Source organism: Streptomyces sp. NRRL B-24484, assembly GCF_000717715.1.
GTDB lineage: Bacteria > Actinomycetota > Actinomycetes > Streptomycetales > Streptomycetaceae > Kitasatospora.
In genome coordinates this window covers 69,654-90,250 of record NZ_JOAI01000016.1, presented here as the reverse complement: position 1 = coordinate 90,250, position 20,597 = coordinate 69,654, and the positions used below count along the sequence as shown (strand labels likewise).

At 74.3% G+C, this 20,597-nt stretch carries 16 protein-coding genes; 9 read left to right on the top strand and 7 right to left on the bottom strand.

Annotated features, from left to right (window positions below):
• The first annotated feature begins 45 nt into the window (after window positions 1–45).
• The 3 genes from IE98_RS0116655 to IE98_RS0116645 all read left to right on the top strand — a co-directional run bounded on the left by IE98_RS0116655 (window position 46) and on the right by IE98_RS0116645 (window position 2,871).
• The gene (locus IE98_RS0116655) at window positions 46–1,137 is read left to right on the top strand and encodes a transposase domain-containing protein (RefSeq protein WP_030269652.1); all 1,092 of its coding nucleotides are present in this window, start codon (window positions 46–48) and stop codon (window positions 1,135–1,137) included.
• 217 nt (window positions 1,138–1,354) lie between these two features.
• The gene (locus tag IE98_RS0116650; RefSeq protein WP_030269651.1) at window positions 1,355–2,299 is read left to right on the top strand and encodes a hypothetical protein; all 945 of its coding nucleotides are present in this window, start codon (window positions 1,355–1,357) and stop codon (window positions 2,297–2,299) included.
• Window positions 2,300–2,352: 53 nt separating this feature from the next.
• Complete coding sequence (locus IE98_RS0116645; protein WP_030269649.1) at window positions 2,353–2,871, top strand: DinB family protein; 519 nt, start codon at window positions 2,353–2,355, stop codon at window positions 2,869–2,871.
• A 42-nt stretch (window positions 2,872–2,913) separates the two neighbouring features.
• Here IE98_RS0116645 and IE98_RS0116640 read toward each other — a convergent pair whose 3' ends face one another.
• Window positions 2,914–3,507 (bottom strand): TIGR03086 family metal-binding protein, encoded by a 594-nt coding sequence (locus tag IE98_RS0116640; RefSeq protein WP_030269647.1) that lies wholly within the window; start codon window positions 3,505–3,507, stop codon window positions 2,914–2,916.
• A gap of 85 nt (window positions 3,508–3,592) precedes the next feature.
• Here IE98_RS0116640 and IE98_RS51940 point away from each other — a divergent pair, with 85 nt between their 5' ends.
• Together IE98_RS51940 and IE98_RS42520 are read left to right on the top strand one after the other, a co-directional pair.
• On the top strand, window positions 3,593–4,393 hold the full coding sequence (locus tag IE98_RS51940; RefSeq protein ID WP_030269645.1) for a helix-turn-helix domain-containing protein: 801 nt from the start codon (window positions 3,593–3,595) through the stop codon (window positions 4,391–4,393).
• Window positions 4,394–4,523: 130 nt separating this feature from the next.
• Entirely contained in the window at window positions 4,524–5,399 is an 876-nt protein-coding gene (locus IE98_RS42520; RefSeq protein ID WP_052390598.1) for a hypothetical protein, read from the top strand.
• A 238-nt stretch (window positions 5,400–5,637) separates the two neighbouring features.
• Here the strand turns inward: IE98_RS42520 and IE98_RS0116625 are convergent, their stop codons facing one another.
• The 4 genes from IE98_RS0116625 to IE98_RS0116610 form a co-directional block, all read right to left on the bottom strand.
• The gene (locus tag IE98_RS0116625; RefSeq protein ID WP_030269642.1) at window positions 5,638–5,973 is read right to left on the bottom strand and encodes a hypothetical protein; all 336 of its coding nucleotides are present in this window, start codon (window positions 5,971–5,973) and stop codon (window positions 5,638–5,640) included.
• 10 nt (window positions 5,974–5,983) lie between these two features.
• Complete coding sequence (locus IE98_RS44665) at window positions 5,984–10,345, bottom strand: polymorphic toxin-type HINT domain-containing protein (protein WP_159400938.1); 4,362 nt, start codon at window positions 10,343–10,345, stop codon at window positions 5,984–5,986.
• Between the two features lie 326 nt (window positions 10,346–10,671).
• Window positions 10,672–12,207, bottom strand: a complete 1,536-nt coding sequence (locus IE98_RS44660) for a trypsin-like serine protease (RefSeq protein ID WP_159400937.1) — start codon at window positions 12,205–12,207, stop codon at window positions 10,672–10,674.
• 784 nt (window positions 12,208–12,991) lie between these two features.
• Complete coding sequence (locus tag IE98_RS0116610) at window positions 12,992–14,242, bottom strand: MFS transporter (protein WP_052390595.1); 1,251 nt, start codon at window positions 14,240–14,242, stop codon at window positions 12,992–12,994.
• A 101-nt stretch (window positions 14,243–14,343) separates the two neighbouring features.
• On the opposite strand from IE98_RS0116610, the gene IE98_RS0116605 reads away from it, so the two are divergent.
• From IE98_RS0116605 to IE98_RS0116590, 4 genes are read left to right on the top strand one after another with little or no spacing between them, the layout of a single operon-like run.
• On the top strand, window positions 14,344–15,444 hold the full coding sequence (locus IE98_RS0116605) for a DUF5937 family protein (RefSeq protein WP_030269635.1): 1,101 nt from the start codon (window positions 14,344–14,346) through the stop codon (window positions 15,442–15,444).
• A gap of 58 nt (window positions 15,445–15,502) precedes the next feature.
• A complete protein-coding gene (locus tag IE98_RS0116600) occupies window positions 15,503–16,129 on the top strand; it encodes a TetR/AcrR family transcriptional regulator (protein ID WP_052390594.1) in 627 nt (208 codons plus the stop codon).
• Between the two features lie 37 nt (window positions 16,130–16,166).
• Window positions 16,167–17,054, top strand: coding sequence for an AAA family ATPase (locus IE98_RS0116595; protein ID WP_030269631.1), 888 nt, complete (start codon window positions 16,167–16,169; stop codon window positions 17,052–17,054).
• The gene (locus tag IE98_RS0116590) at window positions 17,051–18,472 is read left to right on the top strand and encodes a vWA domain-containing protein (protein WP_030269629.1); all 1,422 of its coding nucleotides are present in this window, start codon (window positions 17,051–17,053) and stop codon (window positions 18,470–18,472) included. Before IE98_RS0116595 ends, IE98_RS0116590 begins: the two co-directional genes overlap by 4 nt.
• A 25-nt stretch (window positions 18,473–18,497) precedes the next feature.
• Here IE98_RS0116590 and IE98_RS0116585 read toward each other — a convergent pair whose 3' ends face one another.
• Together IE98_RS0116585 and IE98_RS0116580 are read right to left on the bottom strand one after the other, a co-directional pair.
• The gene (locus IE98_RS0116585) at window positions 18,498–19,199 is read right to left on the bottom strand and encodes an SDR family oxidoreductase (RefSeq protein WP_030269627.1); all 702 of its coding nucleotides are present in this window, start codon (window positions 19,197–19,199) and stop codon (window positions 18,498–18,500) included.
• Between the two features lie 75 nt (window positions 19,200–19,274).
• On the bottom strand, window positions 19,275–20,546 hold the full coding sequence (locus tag IE98_RS0116580) for an ArgE/DapE family deacylase (protein ID WP_030269625.1): 1,272 nt from the start codon (window positions 20,544–20,546) through the stop codon (window positions 19,275–19,277).
• Window positions 20,547–20,597: the final 51 nt, after the last annotated feature.

Genomic DNA, 20,597 nt, shown 5'->3' with positions numbered 1-20,597 from the left:
ACCGGGCGCGGCCCCGGCCGCACCGACTCACCACCGGGGATGCCCTTGTCCTACGACACCGCCACCACCGGGGCCGACGACCGCGGCGACGCGGACACGGCCGTGGTGGACCTCCTCGTCCGCAGCTACCCGCCCGAGCTCGTGGACGCGGCGGTCGCGGTCTGCGGGCGCACCGAACGCAGACGCCGCCTGCTGCCGGCCCGCCGCATGGTCTACTTCGTGCTCGCGATGGCCGCCTTCTCGCCCGCGCCCTACCTGGACGTGATGCGCCGCCTGGAGGCGGGCCTGCGCCGCGCGGGGCTGAGCCAGCCCGGCCCGTCGGCCGGCAAGGCCGCCATCTTCCAGGCGCGCGAACGCCTGGGCAGCGGCCCGATGGAGGTGCTGTTCCGCGACTCCGCGCTGCGCACCGCCCACGGCGTCCACGGCACGCAAGACGTCCAGGACTGCCACGACCCCGACGGCTCCCACGACCCCCACGGCTCCTACGGCGAGCCGGTCGCACCGGGGCGCCGCGGCGCGGCGCCGCACTGGCGGGGCCGGGCCCTGCACCTGCTCGCCGAGCAGCGCACGGCGGCCGCCCGGCACGTCTCCGCCGCACCGCGGCTCGCGGTCACCGGGCTGCTGCACGGCGGCACCGGCGAGGTCGTCGACGCCGCCTGGGACGGACCCGGCGCAGCCGCCACCCTGCTCCGGTCGGTCGGGCCGGACACCCTGCTGGTCGTCCAGGGGCCGGCCCCGGACCACGCGCTGGCCGCCGCGGCGGCGGCCCGCGGCACGGGCCTCGCCTGGCGGATGCCGACCGTCCGGCTGCCGATGCAGCCCGAACGGCGGCTCGCGGACGGCTCGTTCCTCGTCCGGCCGCGCGGCGTGCCGCTGCGGGTCATCGCGGCGGGCCTGGTGACCAACCTGATCGACCCGGCCGAGGCCCCGGCGGGCGAACTCCTGGCCGCCGCCGACGCCGTGCCCGACGGCCGCCTCCTCGGCGACGCCCTGCTCTCCGCCGGGCCGGACGCCGCACCGCTCACCAGTCGCACCGCCGAGGGCATCGACCAGGAACTCTACGGGCGGCTGCTCGTGCACAACGCCCGGCTGCGCGCCCGCGAAGTGTCCGCATTCACCTGCGAGCCCTGCCGGTGATCCCAAGGTTCGTTCCTAAGCAAACGGCTTTGCCCGCCGGCAAATCGCACGGTTAGCGTTCTTCGGGTCGGCACCCGGATGCATGCGATGCGCACCAAGGCTGCTCCCGCCGTCGGCCTCGGCGGCGCCCTCGCCACGTTCGGCCGAGTCACCGCCGGCCGGCACCGCCACGGACCGCCCGCGCCCATCCGCACCCGCCCCCGAGGAGCACCCAGGCATGCCCGGACCATCCCGCCTCCTGACCGCGCTGGCGGCCGCCCTGGGAGCGGCGGCCGTCCTCGCCTCGGCCACCGGCTGCTCCGGCTCCGCCGACGCCGCCTCCGCGGCCGCCACCCCGGCGGCCACCCCCACCGTGACGGACAGCGTCGACCTGCACCTGCCGGTGGCCGACTACCTGCTCGCGCCGGCGGAGCAGCTCAAACTCGACCGCGCCGCTCGGAAGCTGGTCGACCAGTGCATGCACCGCTACGGCCTGGCGCTAGCCGACCGGCCGGTGGCGGCCCGCAGCGGCCCCACCACGCTGACCCAGATGCGGTACGGGGCGACCAGCGCGCAGCAGGCGAGGACCACCGGGTACCACTTCGGCCCGGCCGACCCCGGCTGGCTGGCCACGCCCTCGGCCACGCCCTCGCCCGAGAACTCCGACCCGGGGTACGGGCTCGTGCTGCACGGCAGCGGGAAGCCCGGCGACAACGACGGCGTACCCGCGCCCTACGGCTCCGGAACGGTTCAACCGGGCGGCTGCACGGGCGAGATGACGAGGCAGCTGTCCGGGCCGGCGGCCTTCCTCGGCGACGCCCCGCTGGTGCGCGAGATCGCCGCCAGGAGCCTCACCGAGTCGCAGCAGGTGCCCGCCGTGAAGGAGGCCTTCCGTGGCTGGTCCGCCTGCATGCTCGCCAAGGGCTTCCACTACGGCACGCCCCTGGACGCCGTCAACGATCCGGCCTTCGCGGGGGAGAGCCCGGGCCGTGACGAGCAGCGGACGGCCGAGGCGGACGTCGCCTGCAAGCAGCAGGGCAACGTGGTCGGCATCTGGTTCGCCGCCGAGGTGGACCGGCAGCACGCCCTGATGGCCGAGCACCGGGACGAACTGCGCACGATCCGGATCCGGATGCAGGAACAGGCGGCCCGGATCGACGACACCCTCAACACCGCGGGCTGATCCCGCACCGACCCCGGCGGGGCCGCACGACGGTTCGGGTACAGTGCGGAGCCATGGAGACATGGGGGGCGGCACTGTACGGGGACCCGTGCACGGCCTGCGGCTTCGCCTGGTCGGCGACGCCCGCGGAGTGCATCGCGGTGGTGGGTGAACTGCCCGGGCGGTTCCGGGAGTTGCTGGACGGCCGGACTGGCCGGGAGCTCCACCCGGAGCTGGAGTGGTCACCGGCGGCCTACGTCAGCCACGTCACCGACAACCTGCGGATCTGGGCCGAGCGGCTCGCCGGCGCCCGACTGGCCGGAGCGGTCGACGTCGCCGGGTACGACCCCGACCTGGTCGGCCGCGGCCGCCGCTACTCCGAAATCGCCCCGGCCGCCGCCCTCTGGTCGCTCGACCACGCGGTGCGCGCCTGGACGGAGTCGGTGACGGCCGCCGTCGAGGCGGGCACGGTGCTGCGGCACGCCACCCGCGGCCCCCAGCCCGCCGGGACGATCGCCCGCAACAACGCCCACGACGGCCACCACCACGTCCACGACGTCCGTCGCATCCTGCAGCACACCGACACCCGGTGACCGGGGCGTCCCGCGGCTGGCGGCGGCGGGACGGGCCCCGGGTCACGCCTGCTTCGGGGTCCAGTGCGGGTCGCGGCCGGAGGCGGCGAGGGCGCGGTGGAGCAGGGGGGCTCCGGCGGGGAGCGGGACGGGGTCGGCGAAGCCGCCGAACTGCCGGTAGAGCTCCGCGTTCTCCTCGACCACGGCGAGGACCAGTTCGGCCAGGTCGTCGGGCACCTCGACCTCGGTGCCGGTGGCGCGGGCGACGTCCCAGCCGTGCAGCACCATCTCCTTGATCAGCATCTTGGCGATCGACTCGGCCGGGACGGGCGTGCCGCCGAGGTCCACCTCGCCCTCCCAGGCGGCCGGGTCGGCCCACGCCCCGACGGCCCGGTCCAGCTGCGCGGCGTAGGCCTCGGCCCAGCCTGCGTCGGTGGTGAAGTCCGTCGCCACCAGGTCGTCGGGGAGCGGGGTGCGCAGGGCGCGGTGCTCCAGGCCGTGCGAGGTGTACAGCACCCAGTGGTTGACCAGGGCCCGGGTGTCGAAGTCCGTGCAGGGGGTGGGCCCGTCCAGGTGCTCGGGGCGCACGCCGCGGGCGATGCGGGCGGCCTCGGCGGCGGCACTGGACATCCGGGGGTGCAGGGGGTGACCGTTCATGCGGTCGATCCTCCGCCGGCACCCCGGCCGCGGTCTTGAAGAAACGCGACGGCCGGGCCGCGCCGTGCGGACTACCCTGGCCGGCATGACAGCACCGGACCTCGGACGCGGGGTGCTCCACCCCGGCCGGGCCGCGGCCGTGATCGAGCTGGACCGTCGCGCGCCCGCCCCGGGGGCGGACCGCTTCGCCGAGCTCTACTGGCTGGTCCGCTGGGACCGCCGGGGCGGCCCGCCGTACGAGCAGAAGGTGCTCGCCCACCCCCATGTGCACCTGGTCTTCGAGGAGCCCCGGGCGAGGGTCTACGGGGTCGACCGTTCGCTGTTCGTCCGCCGGCTGGAGGGGCGCGGGCACGCGCTCGGGGTGAAGTTCCGGCCCGGCGGTTTCCGGCCGTTCACCGACCGCCCGGTCTCCGGCCTCGCCGACCGGTCCGTGCCCGCCGCCGAGTTCTTCGGCCCGGAGGCCGACCGGCTGAACGAGGAGATCACGGGCGGCCCCGCCGACCCCGAACGGCTCCGCGCCCTCGCCGACGCCTTCCTGCTCGCCCGGCTGCCGGAGCCCGATCCGACGGCCGACCGGGTCGCCGCCATGGTCGAACGGATCGCCTCCGCCCCCGAACTGCACCGGGTCGACGACCTCGCGGCGGAGTTCGGCCTCGGAGTACGGCAGTTGCAGCGTCTGTTCGCCGAGTACGTCGGCGCCTCGCCGAAGTGGGTGCTGCGGCGGGCCCGCCTGCACGAGGCGGCCCGGCACGCCGACAGCGGCGCGGACGTCGACTGGGCGGCCCTCGCCGCGGACCTCGGCTACGCCGACCAGGCCCACCTCACCCGCGACTTCACCGCCGCGGTCGGCACCCCGCCGGCCCGGTACGCCCACGGCTCCGGCTGACCCGTCCACGGCCCCGACCTGCGGCCATGCACCGCGGCGTCACGCTGTGCTACCGTCCGGCTACGGATCAAAAGTTGACCCCGGCGGTGCGCCAACACCCCGGGGCCCGGCACGGGAGCAAGACCTCCACATGCACGTCCACTTTATCGCGCCCGACCGGTATGTCCGGGCATCCCACGAGATCGTCCGGCACCCGCGTCTGCGGTCCACCGCCAAGACCCTGCTGCTGTGGGCGCTCTCGCTGCCGCCCGGCTCCCGGGAGACCGTCCTGACGATCGGTCACCGGATGGCCGAGGGACGCATCGCGGTCTCCCGCGCCCGCAGCCAGCTGATCGACGAGGGCTACCTGCACGTCCGCCGCCACCAGCACCCCGTCAAGGGCACCTGGACGACGGACGTCATGGTCACCTCCGTCCCGCTCCGCACCGCCGAGGAGATCGCCGCCGCCTGGGAGGGCGCCGCCGCGAACGACCGGACCGCCGCGAAGGACCGCACCGCGGCGGCCGGGGACACCCCGCCGTCTCCTGCGCGTCGGATCCCGGCACTCGGCCGGTCGAGGGGTCGGCAGGTCGGCACTTCACCCGATTCCAAGACTGCGGAGAACACTCCACCCCCCGACGGGGCCTGCGGGCCCGAGGCCCGACTGCTCCTCGAACTCGCCCGGCACGACACACGGTTGCGCCTCAGTGCGGCCGAGGCCGCTGCCCTCGCCCCGCTGGCGGCCGACTGGCTCACCCGGGACGCCCGACCGCACCGCCTCCTGCACACCCTGCTGGCCGGCCTGCCCGAGCGCGTCCACTCCCCGCAGGCCCTGCTCCGCACCCGTCTGCAGCGCGGCATGCCCGCGGCCGCGCCCGCGGCGGCACCGGCACCCCGGGGGCTGCCGCCGGACCTCCCGCCCGCCCGGGTGGACGCGGCCGCCGCGGAACGCAACCGGGTCGGCGCCGGCCACGCCCGCGAACTGCTCCGCGGAGCCCGCATCCCCCGCCCGGCACCGGCGCCGTAGCCGTGGCCGGCCAGCCGGCTCCTGGAGGTTTCCCTGCAGAAGCAGCGGGACTGGGCGCTCAACGGCACGGTCGCGGCGCCGGTAACCGGCGACAGGCGTGCCACAACGGCGTCAGGTGTTCGGCGACGGGGTGCACATGAACCTGGCCGACGAGCCGCGTCCGGGTCGCCAAGACGGCGGTGGGCCGGTACCGACAGGTGTCGGTACCGGCCCACCGCCGTTCCGTGAGAAAGCAGGCTCAGCGGCGCGGAGGCACTACCTCCGAGCAGACGCCCTCGATGCAGATACGGTCACCGTCGCGGACGAAGGAGTCGACGGAGTTGAGGAGGAATTCAGCAGGGACCTCCTCGATCTTCTCGCTCCCGACCACGCGGTCGAGTCCGCGGAGAATCATCCACTGGTCCTGATCACTCAGATCAGTCTCCGACGCCACATCGGTGAACCACCTTCCCGTCGTCGCCGGGCCCTCGATGACGACCCGGTATCGGTGGCCGCCAGGATAGGGCGACTGCTGTCGGAGGCGCTGGGTGTGGCCCAGCGAGATCTCCGTGCCGTCCACCGTGAGAACCACCATGTCGCCTCTCTCAGCCGAGCGGGATCGGAAGGTACTCCGCACCCTCGATCGATTTCCTAAACATCGTGACATTGTCGGGATAATGCAGGCTGAGCGTGATGCCGGTCTCAGCCTTGAAGTCGTCCTTGATGGACTGGATCGTCTGATCTATCCAGGCTTGGTTCCTGCCTGTCAACTCGGCAGGGTCGATGGTCGCCAGCAGATCGAGGTCGGAATCAGGCGTGGGCCCGTCAGGCCTCCTGAACGTGCTTCCAGCCCTTGAGCCGAAGGCCTCGACGGAGAAGACGATTCGCTTGTCGCCGATCCGGAGATTGCTCAGCCTTGCCATCACACGGTCGAACGCGGCTGCCGGAACACCGATCAGCGGGCAAGCAGAGCCGGAGTTGTGCACCAGGACCGCGGTGGTCCCGGCCATCACGTGGTAGGTGTGCAGTTCGTCGACGGTGAGGTTGTATGCGGCTTCGAGTCCGCTCCACTTCCGGACCGAGGACACGGCGACCGCGTCGCCGGCATCGGTACGGAGCGTGTCGCCCGGGCGGATGTTCGCGGCGTCGGTCCACGTGGCGGTGGATCGGACCCAGAACGGATGGTGGGCGGTGGCGGTGATCTTGCCCGAGGTTCCGTCACCGTGCGTGACTGTCAGTTCCGCGAAGTCGCGATCGTCGGGAGTGTAGATGGTGGCCGTCACCGCCCGGGGCCCGCGGGCACCGGTCAGCGGATCGGCCGCGAGGACGAGGTCACCGACCCGGACGGTCTCGATTGCACGCGCGGTGCCGTCCGCCATGAGGACCTTGGTGCCTGCCGGGAAGCTATTGCCGGTCGGGCAGGACGCCCGAATCACATCGGTGAGCTTCTTCTCCGTCTCGAGCTGACGGAGGGTCTCCGGGGCGATGCTGGGGTTCTTGCGGAGGGCGGCAAGTGACTCGTCAACGCCCTTGCCGTCCTTCAGAGTCAGTCGGAACGCGGCGATGGCATCCGCGGTGGCCAGCAGTTTGCCGACGGTTGCGTCCTTGAAGCCCTCGAGGCTGGCCTGGAGGGCCAGTTTGGCGTCCTCGAGGGCGACGCCGGTCTCAAGCGCGTAGCGGAAGGCGACGACGGCCTTGGCGCCCTTGGCGAGGGTGCCGTAGGGGATGAAGTTTGAGGCCGCCCAGGCGCATGGACCGTTGAGGCCTGGGTTGTTCCAGCACTTGACGAAGTCGCTGGTGATCGCTTCGAGGATGAACTGCCTGGTGCTCTTGTACTGCTTCTCGACGGTGGTTTCGTAGTGCTCATTGCTGAGCGTGCGGGTGTCGAGCAGGATCGTGTCCCACGTCGAGTACTTGCCCTGGCAGGCGGCGATGGTGAGGTTGGGTTCCGGGCAGGTCTTCAAGTAGTAGTCGACGGTGCCGGAGACCGTGACGGTCACGGGCTGGTCGCAGTAGAGGTGCCCGTCCTTGCCCTCCTTCCAGTTGCTGAGGAGGACGGCCATGAATTCCGGGTCGTACTCGACGCAGTTGGTCCCGTGCTCGACGTAGTCCTGCTTCATGTCGGGCCGCTGAACCACCATCACGAAGGAGACCCGGCCGTTGTCGTCGACGACGGCCGTCTGGCTCTGCATCTTTCCTTCGTCAGTAGTGACCTGACGGTTCTTCCACACCTCCGCCCAGGCCTGGTCGGCAGCCTGACGGGCTTCTTCGGCGCTCTTTCCGGCGGCGATCGCCGAGTTCCGGGCCTGGTCGGCGTAGGTCTTGGCGTCGCTGGCGTCCTGCCGGGCCTGCCGTGCGTATCCGGCGGCAGCACTGGCGGATACGTCGGCGCTGCGGGCCGCCGCCTCGGCGGACGCGGCGGCGGTGCGGGCCTGTTTGGCGTAGCCGGCGGCCTGTGTGGCGGAGGCCTGGGCCTGGCGGGCGGATTCGGCCGCCTTGGCGGCCCAGTCGGCGGCCTGGGTGGCGGAGGTCTGGGCCTGGTTGGCGTAGCCGGCGGCTTCGCTGGCGGCGCCGCGGGCGGTGGCGTACGACTGGGCCGCCTCGGCGGCGTACTTGCGGGCCAGGGCGACGTTGCCGTCGATGGCCTGCAGGTAGGCGGAGACGGTCGCGACGTGGGCCGCGGTGAAGGCGTCGCGTTGGCGGGCCTTGGGCAGCCCGACGGTCAGGAACGGTTCGAGGCCGGAGGCGGGACCGGACAGGACGGCCTGGGCCGCTGCCTTGACCTCGGGGCCGCCGGTGGACATGGCCTGGGTGATCAGGACGCGGTTGTCGTCGTTGCGCGCGGCGTACTGGCCGGTGGCCAGGAACGCGCGAACGTCCTCGATGGTGCCGTTGAGGGCCTTGTTGGCGGCCGCTCGGACGCCGGGTCCGCCGGTGGACATGATCTGGGTGGCCCGGACGCGGTCGTCGTCGTCCTTGCCGGGGTAGGCGCCGGTGGCCAGGAAGGCTCGGACCTGTTCGACGGTGCCCACTGCTGCGGTCTCGGCGGCGAGCCGCTGTTCCAGCTTGGTGGAGCCCTGTGCGAGCGCCAGGACACTGGCTCGGTCGTCACGCTCGCGGGCCAGCGGGAGATCGGTGTTCAGGAAGGCGAGCACGTCGCCGTCGTGACCTTCGAGAGCTGCCTGGGCTGCGCTCTGGAGCCAGGGGCCACCCGTGGTGAGAAGGCGGACGGCGGCCTGGCGGCCCTTGGCGACGGCGGTGGACTGCTCGACGCCGGCAGCGGTGGCCTCGGTGATGAGGCGTTCGGTATCGGCGGCGAATGCAGTGGCCTTGCCGGACTCCCACGCAGCGGCCTTGGCCTTGCGGGCCTCCTCGAAGTAGGCCTCCTGGGCCTTGGCGACCTCCGCGGCCTGCTGCGCGGCCAGGCGTTCCTGGTCGGAGGCGCGGGCGATGTCGGCGACCTTGTGCGCCTGGGTGGCCGTGTCGGCCGCCGTGTCGGCGGCTGCCGCCGCCTCGGTGGCGGCGGCCTGCGCCGTGGCGGTGGAACTGGCCGCGTCCCCGGCGTGCTGGGCGGCGGCATCGGCGGCGGCGGCGGCCGCCGCGGCGTGCGCGGCGGAGGCGTCCGAGGCACGCTTGGCGTCCCCTGCCGCCGCCTCGGCATCGGCCGAGATCTTGGCGACGGCGTTCGCGGCCCGCTTGGCCTCGGCCGATGCGGCCTTGGCCCGGTCCGCGGCCTGCCGGGCCCGGTCGGCCGCCTCGCCGGTCACACCGGACTGGTTCGAGGCTTCGAGCGCTGCTGCTGCCGCGGCGTCCGCGTTGTCACCGGCAGACTTCGCCGCCTGCGTGGCCAGCTTCGCCTGAGACGCGGCACGGCCGGCCCACGCGGCAGCCTCGCCCGCGCTGCCGGCGTACCTGGCAGCATCGCGGGCAGCGACCGCCGCCTGCTTGGCGATCTCGGCCTTCGAGGCGTCGTCGGCCGCCTTCCCTGCCGCGGAACGGGCCGCGGTGGCGGCGGCGCCCGCGAGCTCGGAGGCCTTGGCGGCGTCGGCGGCCGCACTGGCCGCCTGCCGGGCCGCCTCGTTCGCGGCAGCGGCAGCGTCGGAGGCCTGCCGCGCGGCCTTCGCCGCCCTCTCGGCGGCGTCCGCGGCGCGACCGGCGGCGTTGGACGCCTTGCCGGCCTCGCCCTGGGCGGCCTTGGTCTCGGCGGCGGCCCGCTCGGCGGCCTGCTTGGCGAGCGCGGTCGCCTCGACGGCCTTTGCCGCGGCGTCCTTCGCGGTCTTGGCCTGCTCACCGGCCCGGCTGGAGGCGTTCTTGGTCAGGTCGGCCAGCTGAGCGACCGTCAACGTCTCCTGGTCGTGCGCGGCTGCGGTCTGGTAGCCGTAGCGCAGGAATTCCCGTACGTCGTCGATCGACCCGTCCAGGGCGATGTTGGCGGCCTTCCGCACCTCCGGGCCGCCGGTGGACAGCAGTTGGGTCGCCTTGACGTGGTCGTCGTCGTCGCGTGCCGTGTACTGGGCGGTGTTCAGGAACGCGTTGACGTCGTCGATGGTGCCGTCGAGGGCCTTGTTGGCGGCGGCGCGCACGCCCGGTCCGCCGTTCGACATGATCTGGGTCGCCAGCACGCGCTGGTCGTCCTCGAACGGGCGGCGGAAGCCGCTGTCCATGAACTTCTGCAGGTCCGCGGCGGATCCGGCGAGTGCCTTGGTGGCCGCCTCCCGCACGCCCGGCCCGGAGACCGCGATCAACTCCTCGACCCGCGAACGCAGGTCCTGTTCGGCCGCGGCCGTCCTGCCCGACGACACAAACGCATGCACGTCCGCGTCCGAGCCCGCAAGTGCGGTCTCGGCAGCACGCTTGACGGCTGGCCCACCGTCCTTCCACGCCGCGACCGCCGTCACCCGGTCCGCGACCGGCCCGGCCGCCGGAGCGGTGTCGGCCGCGGCCGGCACCGCCAACAGCCCTGCCAACAGGCCTCCGGCGACGAGCCCTACGGCACCGCGTCGTAGGCCTGTCCTTCGGTTCTCAGTGACTTTCATCAGAGATCTGAAATCCCATCATGTCGACCACCGGCTCCCCGGCCGGTGATGCCAAACGCTCATGTCGCAGCGACATGTCGCACGTCCCGCCGATCGCCCTGGTCTCGGCACCTTCTTCAGGCCCGAGCCTTCGCACACACGAGCTTTCCTCTGTGTGCCCGCTGTGGAACTGCCGCCCCGGTCCGTCCACGGGCGCGGTGATGCAGGGCCCGGATGCCGCCGTCGCCAGGAAGCGGAGGCGGCATCCGAACCTGCCGTCAGATCTTCCAGACCTGGTCGGCCCACTCGGGGTTGCAGTCGTACTGGAGCACCGGTGCACCGTCCTCGGGCGTGCGCCACGAGACGTACATGCAGCGGTTGGTCACCGAGTTGCGGATCTGGTAGCCGCCGCTCGCCACTGGGTCGAGGTACCAGACCTGGTCGCCCCACTCGGGGTTGCAGTCGTACTGGGTCACCGGCACGTTGTTCCCAGGCGTGCGCCAGGACACGAACAGGCAGCGGTTGGTCACCGGATTGCGGAACTGGTAGCCGCCGCCCGTGACCGGTTCCAGCTTCCACACCTGGTCGGCGAACTGCCGGTCGCAGCCCACTTGCTGCGCCGGACCGCCGTTGTCGGGGGTGCGCCAGCTCACGTACAGGCAGCGGTTGCTGAAACTGTTCGCAACCGAAGCGGTACGGAACCGGGTCTGCTGGACCCACTGGCCGAGGTCGTCGATGCGGGAACCGGTGGCGTTGGTGCGGGTTTCGACCGACGGGGTGCCCAGGCAGCCGCCCCGCCAGGACCGTGAGACCACGCCCACCAGTTCGGTGGTGCCGTTGCGGTCCGCGAGGAGCGGCGCGCCGGAGTCACCGGCGCAGACCGGTGCGGCACCGTTCGCGGGGGTGATGTCGAGACCCGTGGCCGAGACCGCACCCAGGGTCTGGGCGGTGGTACGGGCCTTGGTCGACCACCAGTCGGTGGCGGTGCGGCCGAAGCCCGCGACCTTCACGCCCGCACCGCTCGCAGGGGCGGTGGTGGCGAGCTTCACCGGGGCGATGTCGGTGACCGGGGCGGCGAGGCGGGCCAGGACGGCGTCCCGGTCGGTCCGGGGGGCCAGTTCGCTGATGTCGACGGCTCGGCCGCCCACGGTGAAGGTGCTCTTCGCCGCCGGTGCGCCCGCGGCCAGAGAACCGGGATTGTCGGTGAAGCAGCCCGCCGAGGTGAGCACCCACAGCGGATCGACCAGCGTGCCGGTGCAGCCCCGGGAGCCGGCGTGGCCGGCTGCGCCGACCGCCACCGAGCCGACGGCCGCGAACTCGCCGGACGAAGCCGCCGCCGTTCCACCACCGGCGGAGAGTTCCAGCAGAACGGACTTCTGCTGGCCGGTCGGCGAGTCGCCCTCGCCGACCGAGGTCCACTCGTTCTTCAGGATGTCGACGCTGCTCACGGTGCCGTTGGCGTCGAGCATCGCCTTGACCGCGTGGTCGTCGCCCTTGATCTTGTAGACCTGGGAGATCTCCATCGCGAGGTAGCCGGAAGCGCCGGTGACCTTGAAACAGACATCACCGCCCTGCCTGCGGGAGACCCACACCAGGCCCGACGCCGCATTGCACTCGGCGAGCCGGATGTTCCCGTCCCCGGTCTTCAAGGTGATGTTCTGCTCCGCCAGGAGCCGCGCCGCATCCGGGTAGGCGAACCCCTCGACCGCCAGCGGTGCGACGACATCCGCGGCGGACGCCGGCACCGAGCCGACCGCCCCAGGTATGGCCAGCGCGGCCGCGAGCAGCCACGCCGATCTGTGAACCCTACGCACAAGCACTCCAGAAATAGACATTTCGGGAGGCGCGACGCCCCCCGCGCCGGTTCGAACAGGCGGACGCTATCGACTGGGTTTCACGGCGTCAAAAGATCAACTGATGGTTCGTGACCAACGACCGCCCGGTTCCCGCCAATCGCTCCAAAGAGATTGGCCATGACCGGCAACAGAGGTGACGGATCGACAGCGATTCGGAGGCGCCCGGATGTCCTGCGGCTGACGATCAGTGGAGTGGGCGGCATCCGCGCCGGGCAAACGCCCGCGGCGATCGGGCTTCACCGGGCGGCCGCCGTGCCCGTACCGTGCGGGTCCGCCGGACGTGCCTCACGGAGCAATTCGGTGTGACGACCGAACGGCGGCCAAGGGCGGATCCGGCATGCGGCCGGGCGTGCACGAGACACCGGCCGACCTCGGCCCGTTCTGTGCGACCGTCTGCCGCACCGTCCGCCAACGAAGAAACGCGGGCCTTGTCCCGAAACGATCGGCCAGAAGTACCGTGGCAGGCCCACGAACCGTCCGAATCCCGTCCGCACGCGGCATTCCGCCGGCTCCTGACAAATACCCCGGCCGGCAAGCACCCCGACTGCGGCTGCGCCGTCCGCGCACCCAGGCGGTGAGCGGCTCGGTGTCGAGCACGACACCCACCGTCTCCGGGATCGCCGCCTCCCGGCCGAAGGGGACGGCGAGCCTGCGCTCGTGCTGCCGTGGGCGCCCAACGTCCTCCCACTCGACCGCGGAGGCCGAGGTCGGCCCGGGGGCGGCACCTCGGCGGTGGTGTCCCTCACACCCGGGGGCCGATGCGGTGGACGAGGGCGGCGCCGAGGATGGTGGCGGCGGCGAGGACGGGCCACAGGAGGTGGGGGCCGGCGGCGAGGAGGGCGGTCAGGGCGGCGGGGGCGGCGGCGCGGCCGAGGCCGCCGGAGAGCTCCCAGCGGGCGAGGGCCCGGCCGAGGCGGGCGGGCGGTGCGGCGGCGACCACCAGGGCGGTGCCGGTGCCGGTGTAGAGGATCTCGCCCGCGGTGTAGAGCACCGCGACACCCGCGACGGCTGCGGCCCCGGCGGTGCCGCCGAGCGTGCCGGCCGCCCAGAAGCCGAGGTAGGAGAGGGCGAGCACCAGGCCGGAGGCGGCCAGGACGGACCGCCGGGAGCGGCGGGAGATCCACAGCACCACGGCGAGCTGGGTGGTGATCACCAGCACGGTGTTGCCGACGAAGATGCCCGAGGACCAGGCCGGTGCGACGTGCAGGGTGGTCACCAGCAGCGCGGGCAGGGCGACTTCGAGCACGTCGAAGCAGAAGGCGTACGGCAGGTTGGCCAGGCCCAGCAGGCCGGTGCCCGTCCGCCCCTCAGCGGCCGGCCCGTCGACCGCGGTGGCCTCCTCGGCGGCGGTCGGCGGCACGGCGAGCCGCAGCGACCAGACCAGGCCGGCCGCCAGCAGGCAGGCGAGCGCGGTGCCCAGGGCGAGGTTCCGCAGGGCGCCGGTGCCGCCCGCCGTCGCCGCGGTGGCGGCCAGCGCCCCGACCCCGAGGCCCGCGTTGCGCAGCGCCCGTCCGGCGGCGAGGGCGGCGTCCCGCAGGCGGCCCTCGGTGAGGGCGGCGACCACCGCGGCGTGCGCGGTCGGAAAGGCCTGGCTGCCGACGCCGAGCAGCACGGCCGCCGCGGTGAACCCGGCCGGTCCGGTGGCCGCCAGCAGGACGGTCACCCCGGCCGCGCGGACGAGCAGGGTCGCGGCCACCGGCAGGCTCCGCGCACCGCGGTCGATCCAGCGCCCGGTCAGCGGCACGGCGGCGAGGCCGGCCAGCATGCCGGCGGAGAGCGCGAGTCCGGCGGTGCCGACGCCGAGGCCGAGCACCCCGACACCGTAGAGCAGCAGGAAGGGGCGGAGCAGGCCGGCTCCGAGCGCGTCGACGAGGACGGCGAGGGCGTAGCGGCGGCCGCCGGCGATGCCCAGCAGCCGGGCGGTGCCGGGGAGTTCGGTGGCCGGGACGACGGCCGGGGCGGCGGGGCGGGCGGGGCGGTGGAGGAGGGTCATGGCGGCCACGCTGCGCCGCGGGGCGTGGCGGTGGCACGCGGATTGACGGTCCCCGTCAACCGTCGGCGGACGGGCGGGGGCGGAATGGCAGGATCGCCGGCATGAGTCTGACCATCGACGTCACCGGCCTGCCGGCCGAGGCGCTGCTGTTCGCGCCGTCCCCGCTGGCGGAGCTGAACGCGATGCTGCACGTCCTCGCGGAGCCCGCGCACCATCCCGAGCTGCACGGCTGGGCGGCGGCCACCACCCGGGCGCTGCCCGCGGGTCTGGCGGACCGGCTGCTGGAGGCGGACTTCCTGTGGCGGTCCTCGCGGGCCGACTTCCTCTTCCCGGCCCTGCCGGGTGCCACGCTGGCGGAGGAACTGGACGCGGTGGACCGGCTGGAGGACGAGCTGTACACCGCAGCGGCGCTGGTCACCACCTGCGGTTCGTCCCGGCTGTCGTACCGGCCCGCGGGTTCGCCGCTGGTCGACCCGGTGGCGGCCGAGCGGGCGCGGGACCTGGCGGCGGCCCGGGGGCCGCGGCAGGCGGCCTTCGCCGACCGGCTGCTCGGCGATCCGCCGGCCGCGCGGGCGGCCGTGCGCCGGCTGCTGGAGGACTGCGAGCGGGCGTTCTTCGCGGACGCCTGGCGCCGGGTGCTGCCCGCGCTGGCCGCGGACGCCCGGCAGAAGGCCGACCTGCTGGCCCGGCGCGGCCCGGCGGAGGCGCTGGCCGCGGTCTCCCCGGTGGTCGTGCTGGACGAGGCGGAGCCGGGGCGGCGGCGGATCGTCGTCGACAAGCTGCAGGACAACGCGACCAGTGCGGTCGCGGCGGGCGGGGTGACGTTCATCCCGAGCGCCTTCGGACGGCCGCACCTGCCGGTGGTGTACGCGGCCGGGTGGCGGCCGGTGCTGCAGTACCCGATCGCCGAGGCGGGCGGCACCGACCCGGTGTCGCTGGCGCTCGTCCAGCAGCGGCTGGAGGCGCTGGCCCACCCCGTCCGGCTGCGGCTCGCCCGGACGATCGCCCGCGGCCCGCACACCACGGGCGAGCTCGCCAACGCCTGGCAGCTCACCGCCCCCGAGGTCTCCCGCCACCTCGCGGTGCTGCGCAGGGCCGGGCTGCTGACCACCCGCCGCCGCGGCCGCTACGTGCTGTACGAGCTCGACCTCGCCACCAGCGCCCGGCTCGGCGGCGACCTGCTGGAGGCCGTGCTGCGCTGAGCCGGGTCCGTACACCGATCGGTTTCCCCGCGGCGGCGCGGGCGGTAGCCTCGGCGGCATGGACACCCAGGCGAAGCCCTCCCCGCGCGACCGGCTGCTCGACGCCGCGACCGAGCTCTTCTACCGGGAGGGCGTGGGCACCGGCATCGACGCGCTGTGCAAGGCCGCGGGGGTGTCCAAGCGGTCCATGTACCAGCTGTTCGACAGCAAGGACGAGGTGATGGCGGCCGCCCTGGAGCGCCGCGCGCCCGGGTACGCGTCGCTGCTGCTGCCCGCGGCGGACGACCCGCGCCCGCCCCGGGCCCGGGTGCTGCACGTCTTCGAGCGGCTGGAGGAGCTCTCCCGCGCCGAGGACTACCGCGGCTGCCCGTACCTGGCCGTGCAGGTCGAACTGAAGGACGGGACGCACCCGGCGAGCGCGGTCGCCGCCCGGGTCAAGCAGGCGCTCACCGACTTCTTCCGGGCCGAGGCCGAGCGCGGCGGCGCCGCCGATCCCGCGCTGCTGGCACGGCAGTTGACGCTGGTCTTCGACGGCGCGAGCGCCCGGGCCGGGGCGGCCGGGGAATCACTGGCCGGCCTGGCGGTGCCGACGGCGGCCCTCCTGCTGGACGCGGCCGGGATGCGCCGAGCCCCTGCCGCGGGCCGGGGGCCGCAGACCGTTCCGCCAGAAGTGACTCGCGGGTAACATGCCCTGCACGGTCAGGCACCCGAGGGAGTCGAGCATGCACGGCACGGACGGAACCCCGGTCGGAACGGGCTTCTTCGACTCGGTCGACGAGGTCGCGGCCCGGCTCGCCGAGGTCGGCTACCTCGCCTCCCCCGCCGTCGCCACCACCGTCTTCCTCGCCGACCGGCTCGGCAAGCCGCTGCTCGTCGAGGGCCCGGCGGGCACCGGCAAGACCGAACTCGCCAAGGCCGTCGCCCGGCTCGGCGCCGCCCGGCTCGTCCGGCTGCAGTGCTACGAGGGCATCGACGAGGCCCGCGCGCTCTACGAGTGGAACCACGCCAAGCAGCTGCTGCGGATCACCGCCGGCCGCGACGAGAGCTGGGACGAGGCCCGCACCGACGTCTTCGGCGAGGAGTTCCTGCTCAGCCGGCCGCTGCTCACCGCGATCCGCAGCGAGGAGCCCACGGTGCTGCTCATCGACGAGACCGACAAGGCCGACGTCGAGGTGGAGGGGCTGCTGCTGGAGGTGCTCAGCGACTTCCAGATCACCGTGCCCGAGCTCGGCACCATCCGGGCGGCCCGCCGCCCCTTCGTCGTCCTCACCTCCAACGCCAGCCGGGAACTCTCCGAGGCCCTCCGCCGCCGCTGCCTCTTCCTCCACCTGGACTTCCCCGACACCGAGTTGGAGCAGCGGATCGTCCGGCTCAAGGTGCCCGGCCTGGACGCGGTGCTCGCCGGGTCGCTCGTCCGGGTGGTCGCCGCCCTGCGCGCCATGGAGCTGCGCAAGGCGCCCTCCGTCGCCGAGACGATCGACTGGGCCCGCACCCTGCTCGCCCTCGGCGCCGGGACGCTCGACGGCGCCGTCCTCCGCGACACCCTCGGCGTGGTCCTCAAGCACCAGGACGACCTGCTCAAGGCCGCCGAGAAGCTGGCACCCGCGTGACCGGCCCACAGGCCCCGGCCACCCGCACGGACCCGCCCGACCTCGCGGCCCGGCTCACCCGCCTCGTCCAGGCGCTGCGCGGCCACGGCCTGCGGATCGGCCCCGGCGAGACCGCCGACGCGGCGGCCGCCCTGGCCGTGCTCGGACTCGCCGACCGGGAGCAGGTCCGGGAGGGTCTGGCCGCGGTGCTGCTGCGCGCCGGCGGCCAACGAGCCGTGTTCGACGCCGTGTTCGACCTCTTCTTCCCGCTCGGCGTCGGCACCCCGCACGGCGCCGGGCAGCCGCCGGACCTGCCCGTGGACCGGCCCGCGGTCGTCGCCGAGCTGCGCGACCGGCTCGCCGAGGCACTGGCCGCGGGAGACCGGGCGGCGGGCGCCCGGATCGCCGGTGAGGCCGTCGAGGCCCTCGGCCGCTACGGCACCCCGCCCGGCACGGACGGCTGGTCCGCCTACCAGACCCTCGGCCTCCTGCAGCCGGAGACCCTGCTCGCCCGGGTGCTCGCCGCCCTGCGCACCGGGACGGCCGACCGGGCGGACGACGGGCTCGCCGACCGACTGGCGGAGGACGAAGTCCGGCGGCGCATCCGGGAGTTCGGCGCCCAGGTCGGCACCGAGGCGCGCCGCCGGGTCGCCGAACTGCGCGGAACCGAGCGGATCGCCGAACGCGCCGTCGCCCCCGCCCCGGACCGGGTCGACTTCCTCGCCGCCGGACCCGACCAGCTCGCCGAACTGCGGCGCACCGTCCAACCGCTGGCCCGCAAACTGGCCACCCGGCTGGCCGCCCGCCGCCGCCGCGCCGCCCACGGCCGGATCGACCTGCGGCGCACGCTGCGGCGCTCGCTCTCCACCGGCGGGGTGCCGATGCGGCCCGCGTACCGGCAGCGCCGCCCGGCCCGCCCGGAGATCGTGCTGCTCTGCGACGTCTCCGGCTCGGTGGCGGGCTTCGCGCAGTTCACCATGCTGCTGGTGCGGGCGATGCGCGACCAGTTCACCCGGGTCCGGGTGTTCGCCTTCGTCAACCGCACCGACGAGGTGACCCGGCTGGTCGCCGGCGACACCGACCCGGCCGGACTCGGCCACCGCATCCTCACCGAGGCCGCGGTGGCCGGCTGGCACGGCAGCAGCGACTACGGCGCCGCCCTCGGCGAGTTCGCCGAACGCCACCTCGACGCGGTCGGCCCGCGCACCGCCGTCCTCGTCCTCGGCGACGCCCGCACCAACGGCTGGGACCCGAACCTGCCCGCCCTGCAACGCATCGCCGACCGCGCCCGCCGGGTGATCTGGCTCAACCCCGAACAACCCGCCCTCTGGGGCACCGGCGACTCCGCAGCCCTCGCCTACGCCACCGCCGTCGAGATGCACCCCTGCCGCAACGCCCGCCGCCTCACCGACCTCGTCGCCCGCCTCCTCCCGGTCTGACGTCCCGCACGGCCACGGGCGGGCGTCAGGCGGCGAGTTGGGGGTAGAGGGCGGCGAGGTCGCCGGCGAGGGCGGCTTTGACGTGGCGGGAGAGGTCGTCGGCGAGGACCTCGTGGGCGTCGGACTCGATGCCGTCCAGGGCCTGGCGGGCCACCTCGGCCGGGTCCGCCTTGGGGGCGGTGACGCCGGCGGTCAGGTCGGTGTCGACGTAGCCGACGTGCAGGCCGGTCACGTGGATGCCGCGCGGCTTCAACTCCAGGCGCAGCGAGTTGGTCTGCGACCAGAGGGCCGCCTTGGAGGCGCTGTAGGAGCCGGCCAGGCCGATCCAGGACAGCACCGAGTGGACGTTGAGGAGGTGGCCGCCGCCGTTGCGCTCGATCACCGGGACGAAGGCGCGGGCGGTGAGCAGCGGGCCGTAGAAGTTGGTCTCGAACTCGCGGCGGACGTCCTCCACCGGGGAGTCCAGGAAGGACGCGTTCACCGCGGCGCCGGCGTTGTTGATCAGGACGGTGACGTCCCGGGCGCGGGCGGCGGCGGCCGCGACGGACGCCGGGTCGGTGACCTCCAGTGCCAGCGGGACGGCCTCGGGGTGGGTGACCGTCCGCGGGTCGCGCGCGGTCGCGTAGACCTTGGCGGCGCCGCGTTCGTACAGCGCCTCCACCAGTGCCCGGCCGATGCCGCGGCTGCCGCCGGTGACGAGGACGGCTGCGCCCTTGATCGCGGTCACGGGATTCTCCCCTCATAGGAAACCGATCGGTTTCCACCAAGGTAAACCGATCGGTTTCCTGCCGCAAGCGGCCCGTCAGTCCGCGCCGACCGCGCGGAGCACCGCCAGCACCAGCGTCCGCGCCACCTCCGCCGTCTCCCGCACCGACACCTGCTCCCGCGGACTGTGCGCCACCCGGACGTCCCCCGGCCCGAACTGCAGCGTCGGCACCCCCGCCGCCGCGTACAGCCGCAGGTCGCTGCCGTACGGTGCACCCCGTTCGCGCAGCGCGGGCCCGCCCACCGCGTCCGCGTGCGCCGCCCGCACGAGCCCGCCCAGCGGATGCCCGGCCGGCAGCCGGCCGCTCGCGAACAGCCCGCCCGGCCAGGTCACCGAGGCCGGGTGCTCCCGCAGCCACGGGTCCGCCGCGCAGGCCCGGGCCACGCACTCCTCCAGGGCCGCCATCGCCGCCGCCGGGTCCTCCCCCAGCCGCACCCCGAGCCGCCCCTCCGCGACCAGCCGGTCCGGCACGCTGCTCGCCCAGTCCCCCGCCCGGACCTTCCCCACCGACAGCGCGTACGGGATCGGGTACTCCGCCATCAGCGGGTCCGGATCGTGGTTGCGGGCGGCCTCCAGCCGGGCCAGCGCGGCGTGGACCGGCAGGTAGGCGTCGACGGCGCTCACCCCCTCGTTCCGGGTGCTCGCGTGCGCGGCCCGGCCGTGCACCTCGATCCGGAAGGTCAGCGCACCGGCGTTGGCCGTCACCAGGGTGCCGCCGGTCGGCTCGGTGATCAGGCACGCGTCGCCGGTGTACCCGCGCCGCAGGGTGCCGAACGCCCCGAGCCCGCCGTCCTCCTCGCCGACCACGAAGTGCACCGCCACCCGCCCCCGCAGCCGGGCCCCGCTCGCCCGGATCGCCGCCAGCGCAGCGAGGTGCGCCACCAGACCGGCCTTCATGTCGCAGGCGCCGCGGCCGTGCACCACGTCCCCGGCCACCCGCGGCACGAACGGGTCGCCGACCCACTGCGCGGCGTCGCCCGGCGGCACCACGTCCACGTGCCCCTGCAGCACCACCGTCGGCCCGTCGTCGCCGCCGGTGCCGGCCACCAGCCCCCAGGCCTCCTCGCGCGGCGCCTCCGTGCCGGGGAAGTCCGGGTCCGCCCGCAGCGCGGGCAGGTCCATCGACCACAGGTCGGTCTCCAGACCCAGGCCGTCGAGCAGGCCGGCGAGGTGGTGCTGGATCTCCGACTCGGCGGCGCTGCCGGTCACGCTGGGGATCGCGATCAGGTCGAGCAGGGTCCGGGCGACGGCCGCCTCGTCGACGGCCGCCAGCGCGGCGGCCTCCCGGGCGGTGAGGTCTGCGGTCACGGGCGGGCCTTCCGGTCGGGACCCGCCAGGACGCCGGAACTGGCCGGTCGA

Bases quoted from the DNA above. Each gene is read 5' to 3' on its own strand.
- IE98_RS0116605 (WP_030269635.1), top strand. From the start codon at position 14,344: ATGAGTCTGACCATCGACGTCACCGGCCTGCCGGCCGAGGCGCTGCTG.
- IE98_RS0116640 (WP_030269647.1), bottom strand. From the start codon at position 3,507: ATGAACGGTCACCCCCTGCACCCCCGGATGTCCAGTGCCGCCGCCGAG.
- IE98_RS0116610 (WP_052390595.1), bottom strand. From the start codon at position 14,242: ATGACCCTCCTCCACCGCCCCGCCCGCCCCGCCGCCCCGGCCGTCGTC.
- IE98_RS0116645 (WP_030269649.1), top strand. From the start codon at position 2,353: ATGGAGACATGGGGGGCGGCACTGTACGGGGACCCGTGCACGGCCTGC.
- IE98_RS0116600 (WP_052390594.1), top strand. From the start codon at position 15,503: ATGGACACCCAGGCGAAGCCCTCCCCGCGCGACCGGCTGCTCGACGCC.
- IE98_RS51940 (WP_030269645.1), top strand. From the start codon at position 3,593: ATGACAGCACCGGACCTCGGACGCGGGGTGCTCCACCCCGGCCGGGCC.
- IE98_RS0116650 (WP_030269651.1), top strand. From the start codon at position 1,355: ATGCCCGGACCATCCCGCCTCCTGACCGCGCTGGCGGCCGCCCTGGGA.
- IE98_RS0116625 (WP_030269642.1), bottom strand. From the start codon at position 5,973: ATGGTGGTTCTCACGGTGGACGGCACGGAGATCTCGCTGGGCCACACC.
- IE98_RS0116595 (WP_030269631.1), top strand. From the start codon at position 16,167: ATGCACGGCACGGACGGAACCCCGGTCGGAACGGGCTTCTTCGACTCG.
- IE98_RS42520 (WP_052390598.1), top strand. From the start codon at position 4,524: ATGCACGTCCACTTTATCGCGCCCGACCGGTATGTCCGGGCATCCCAC.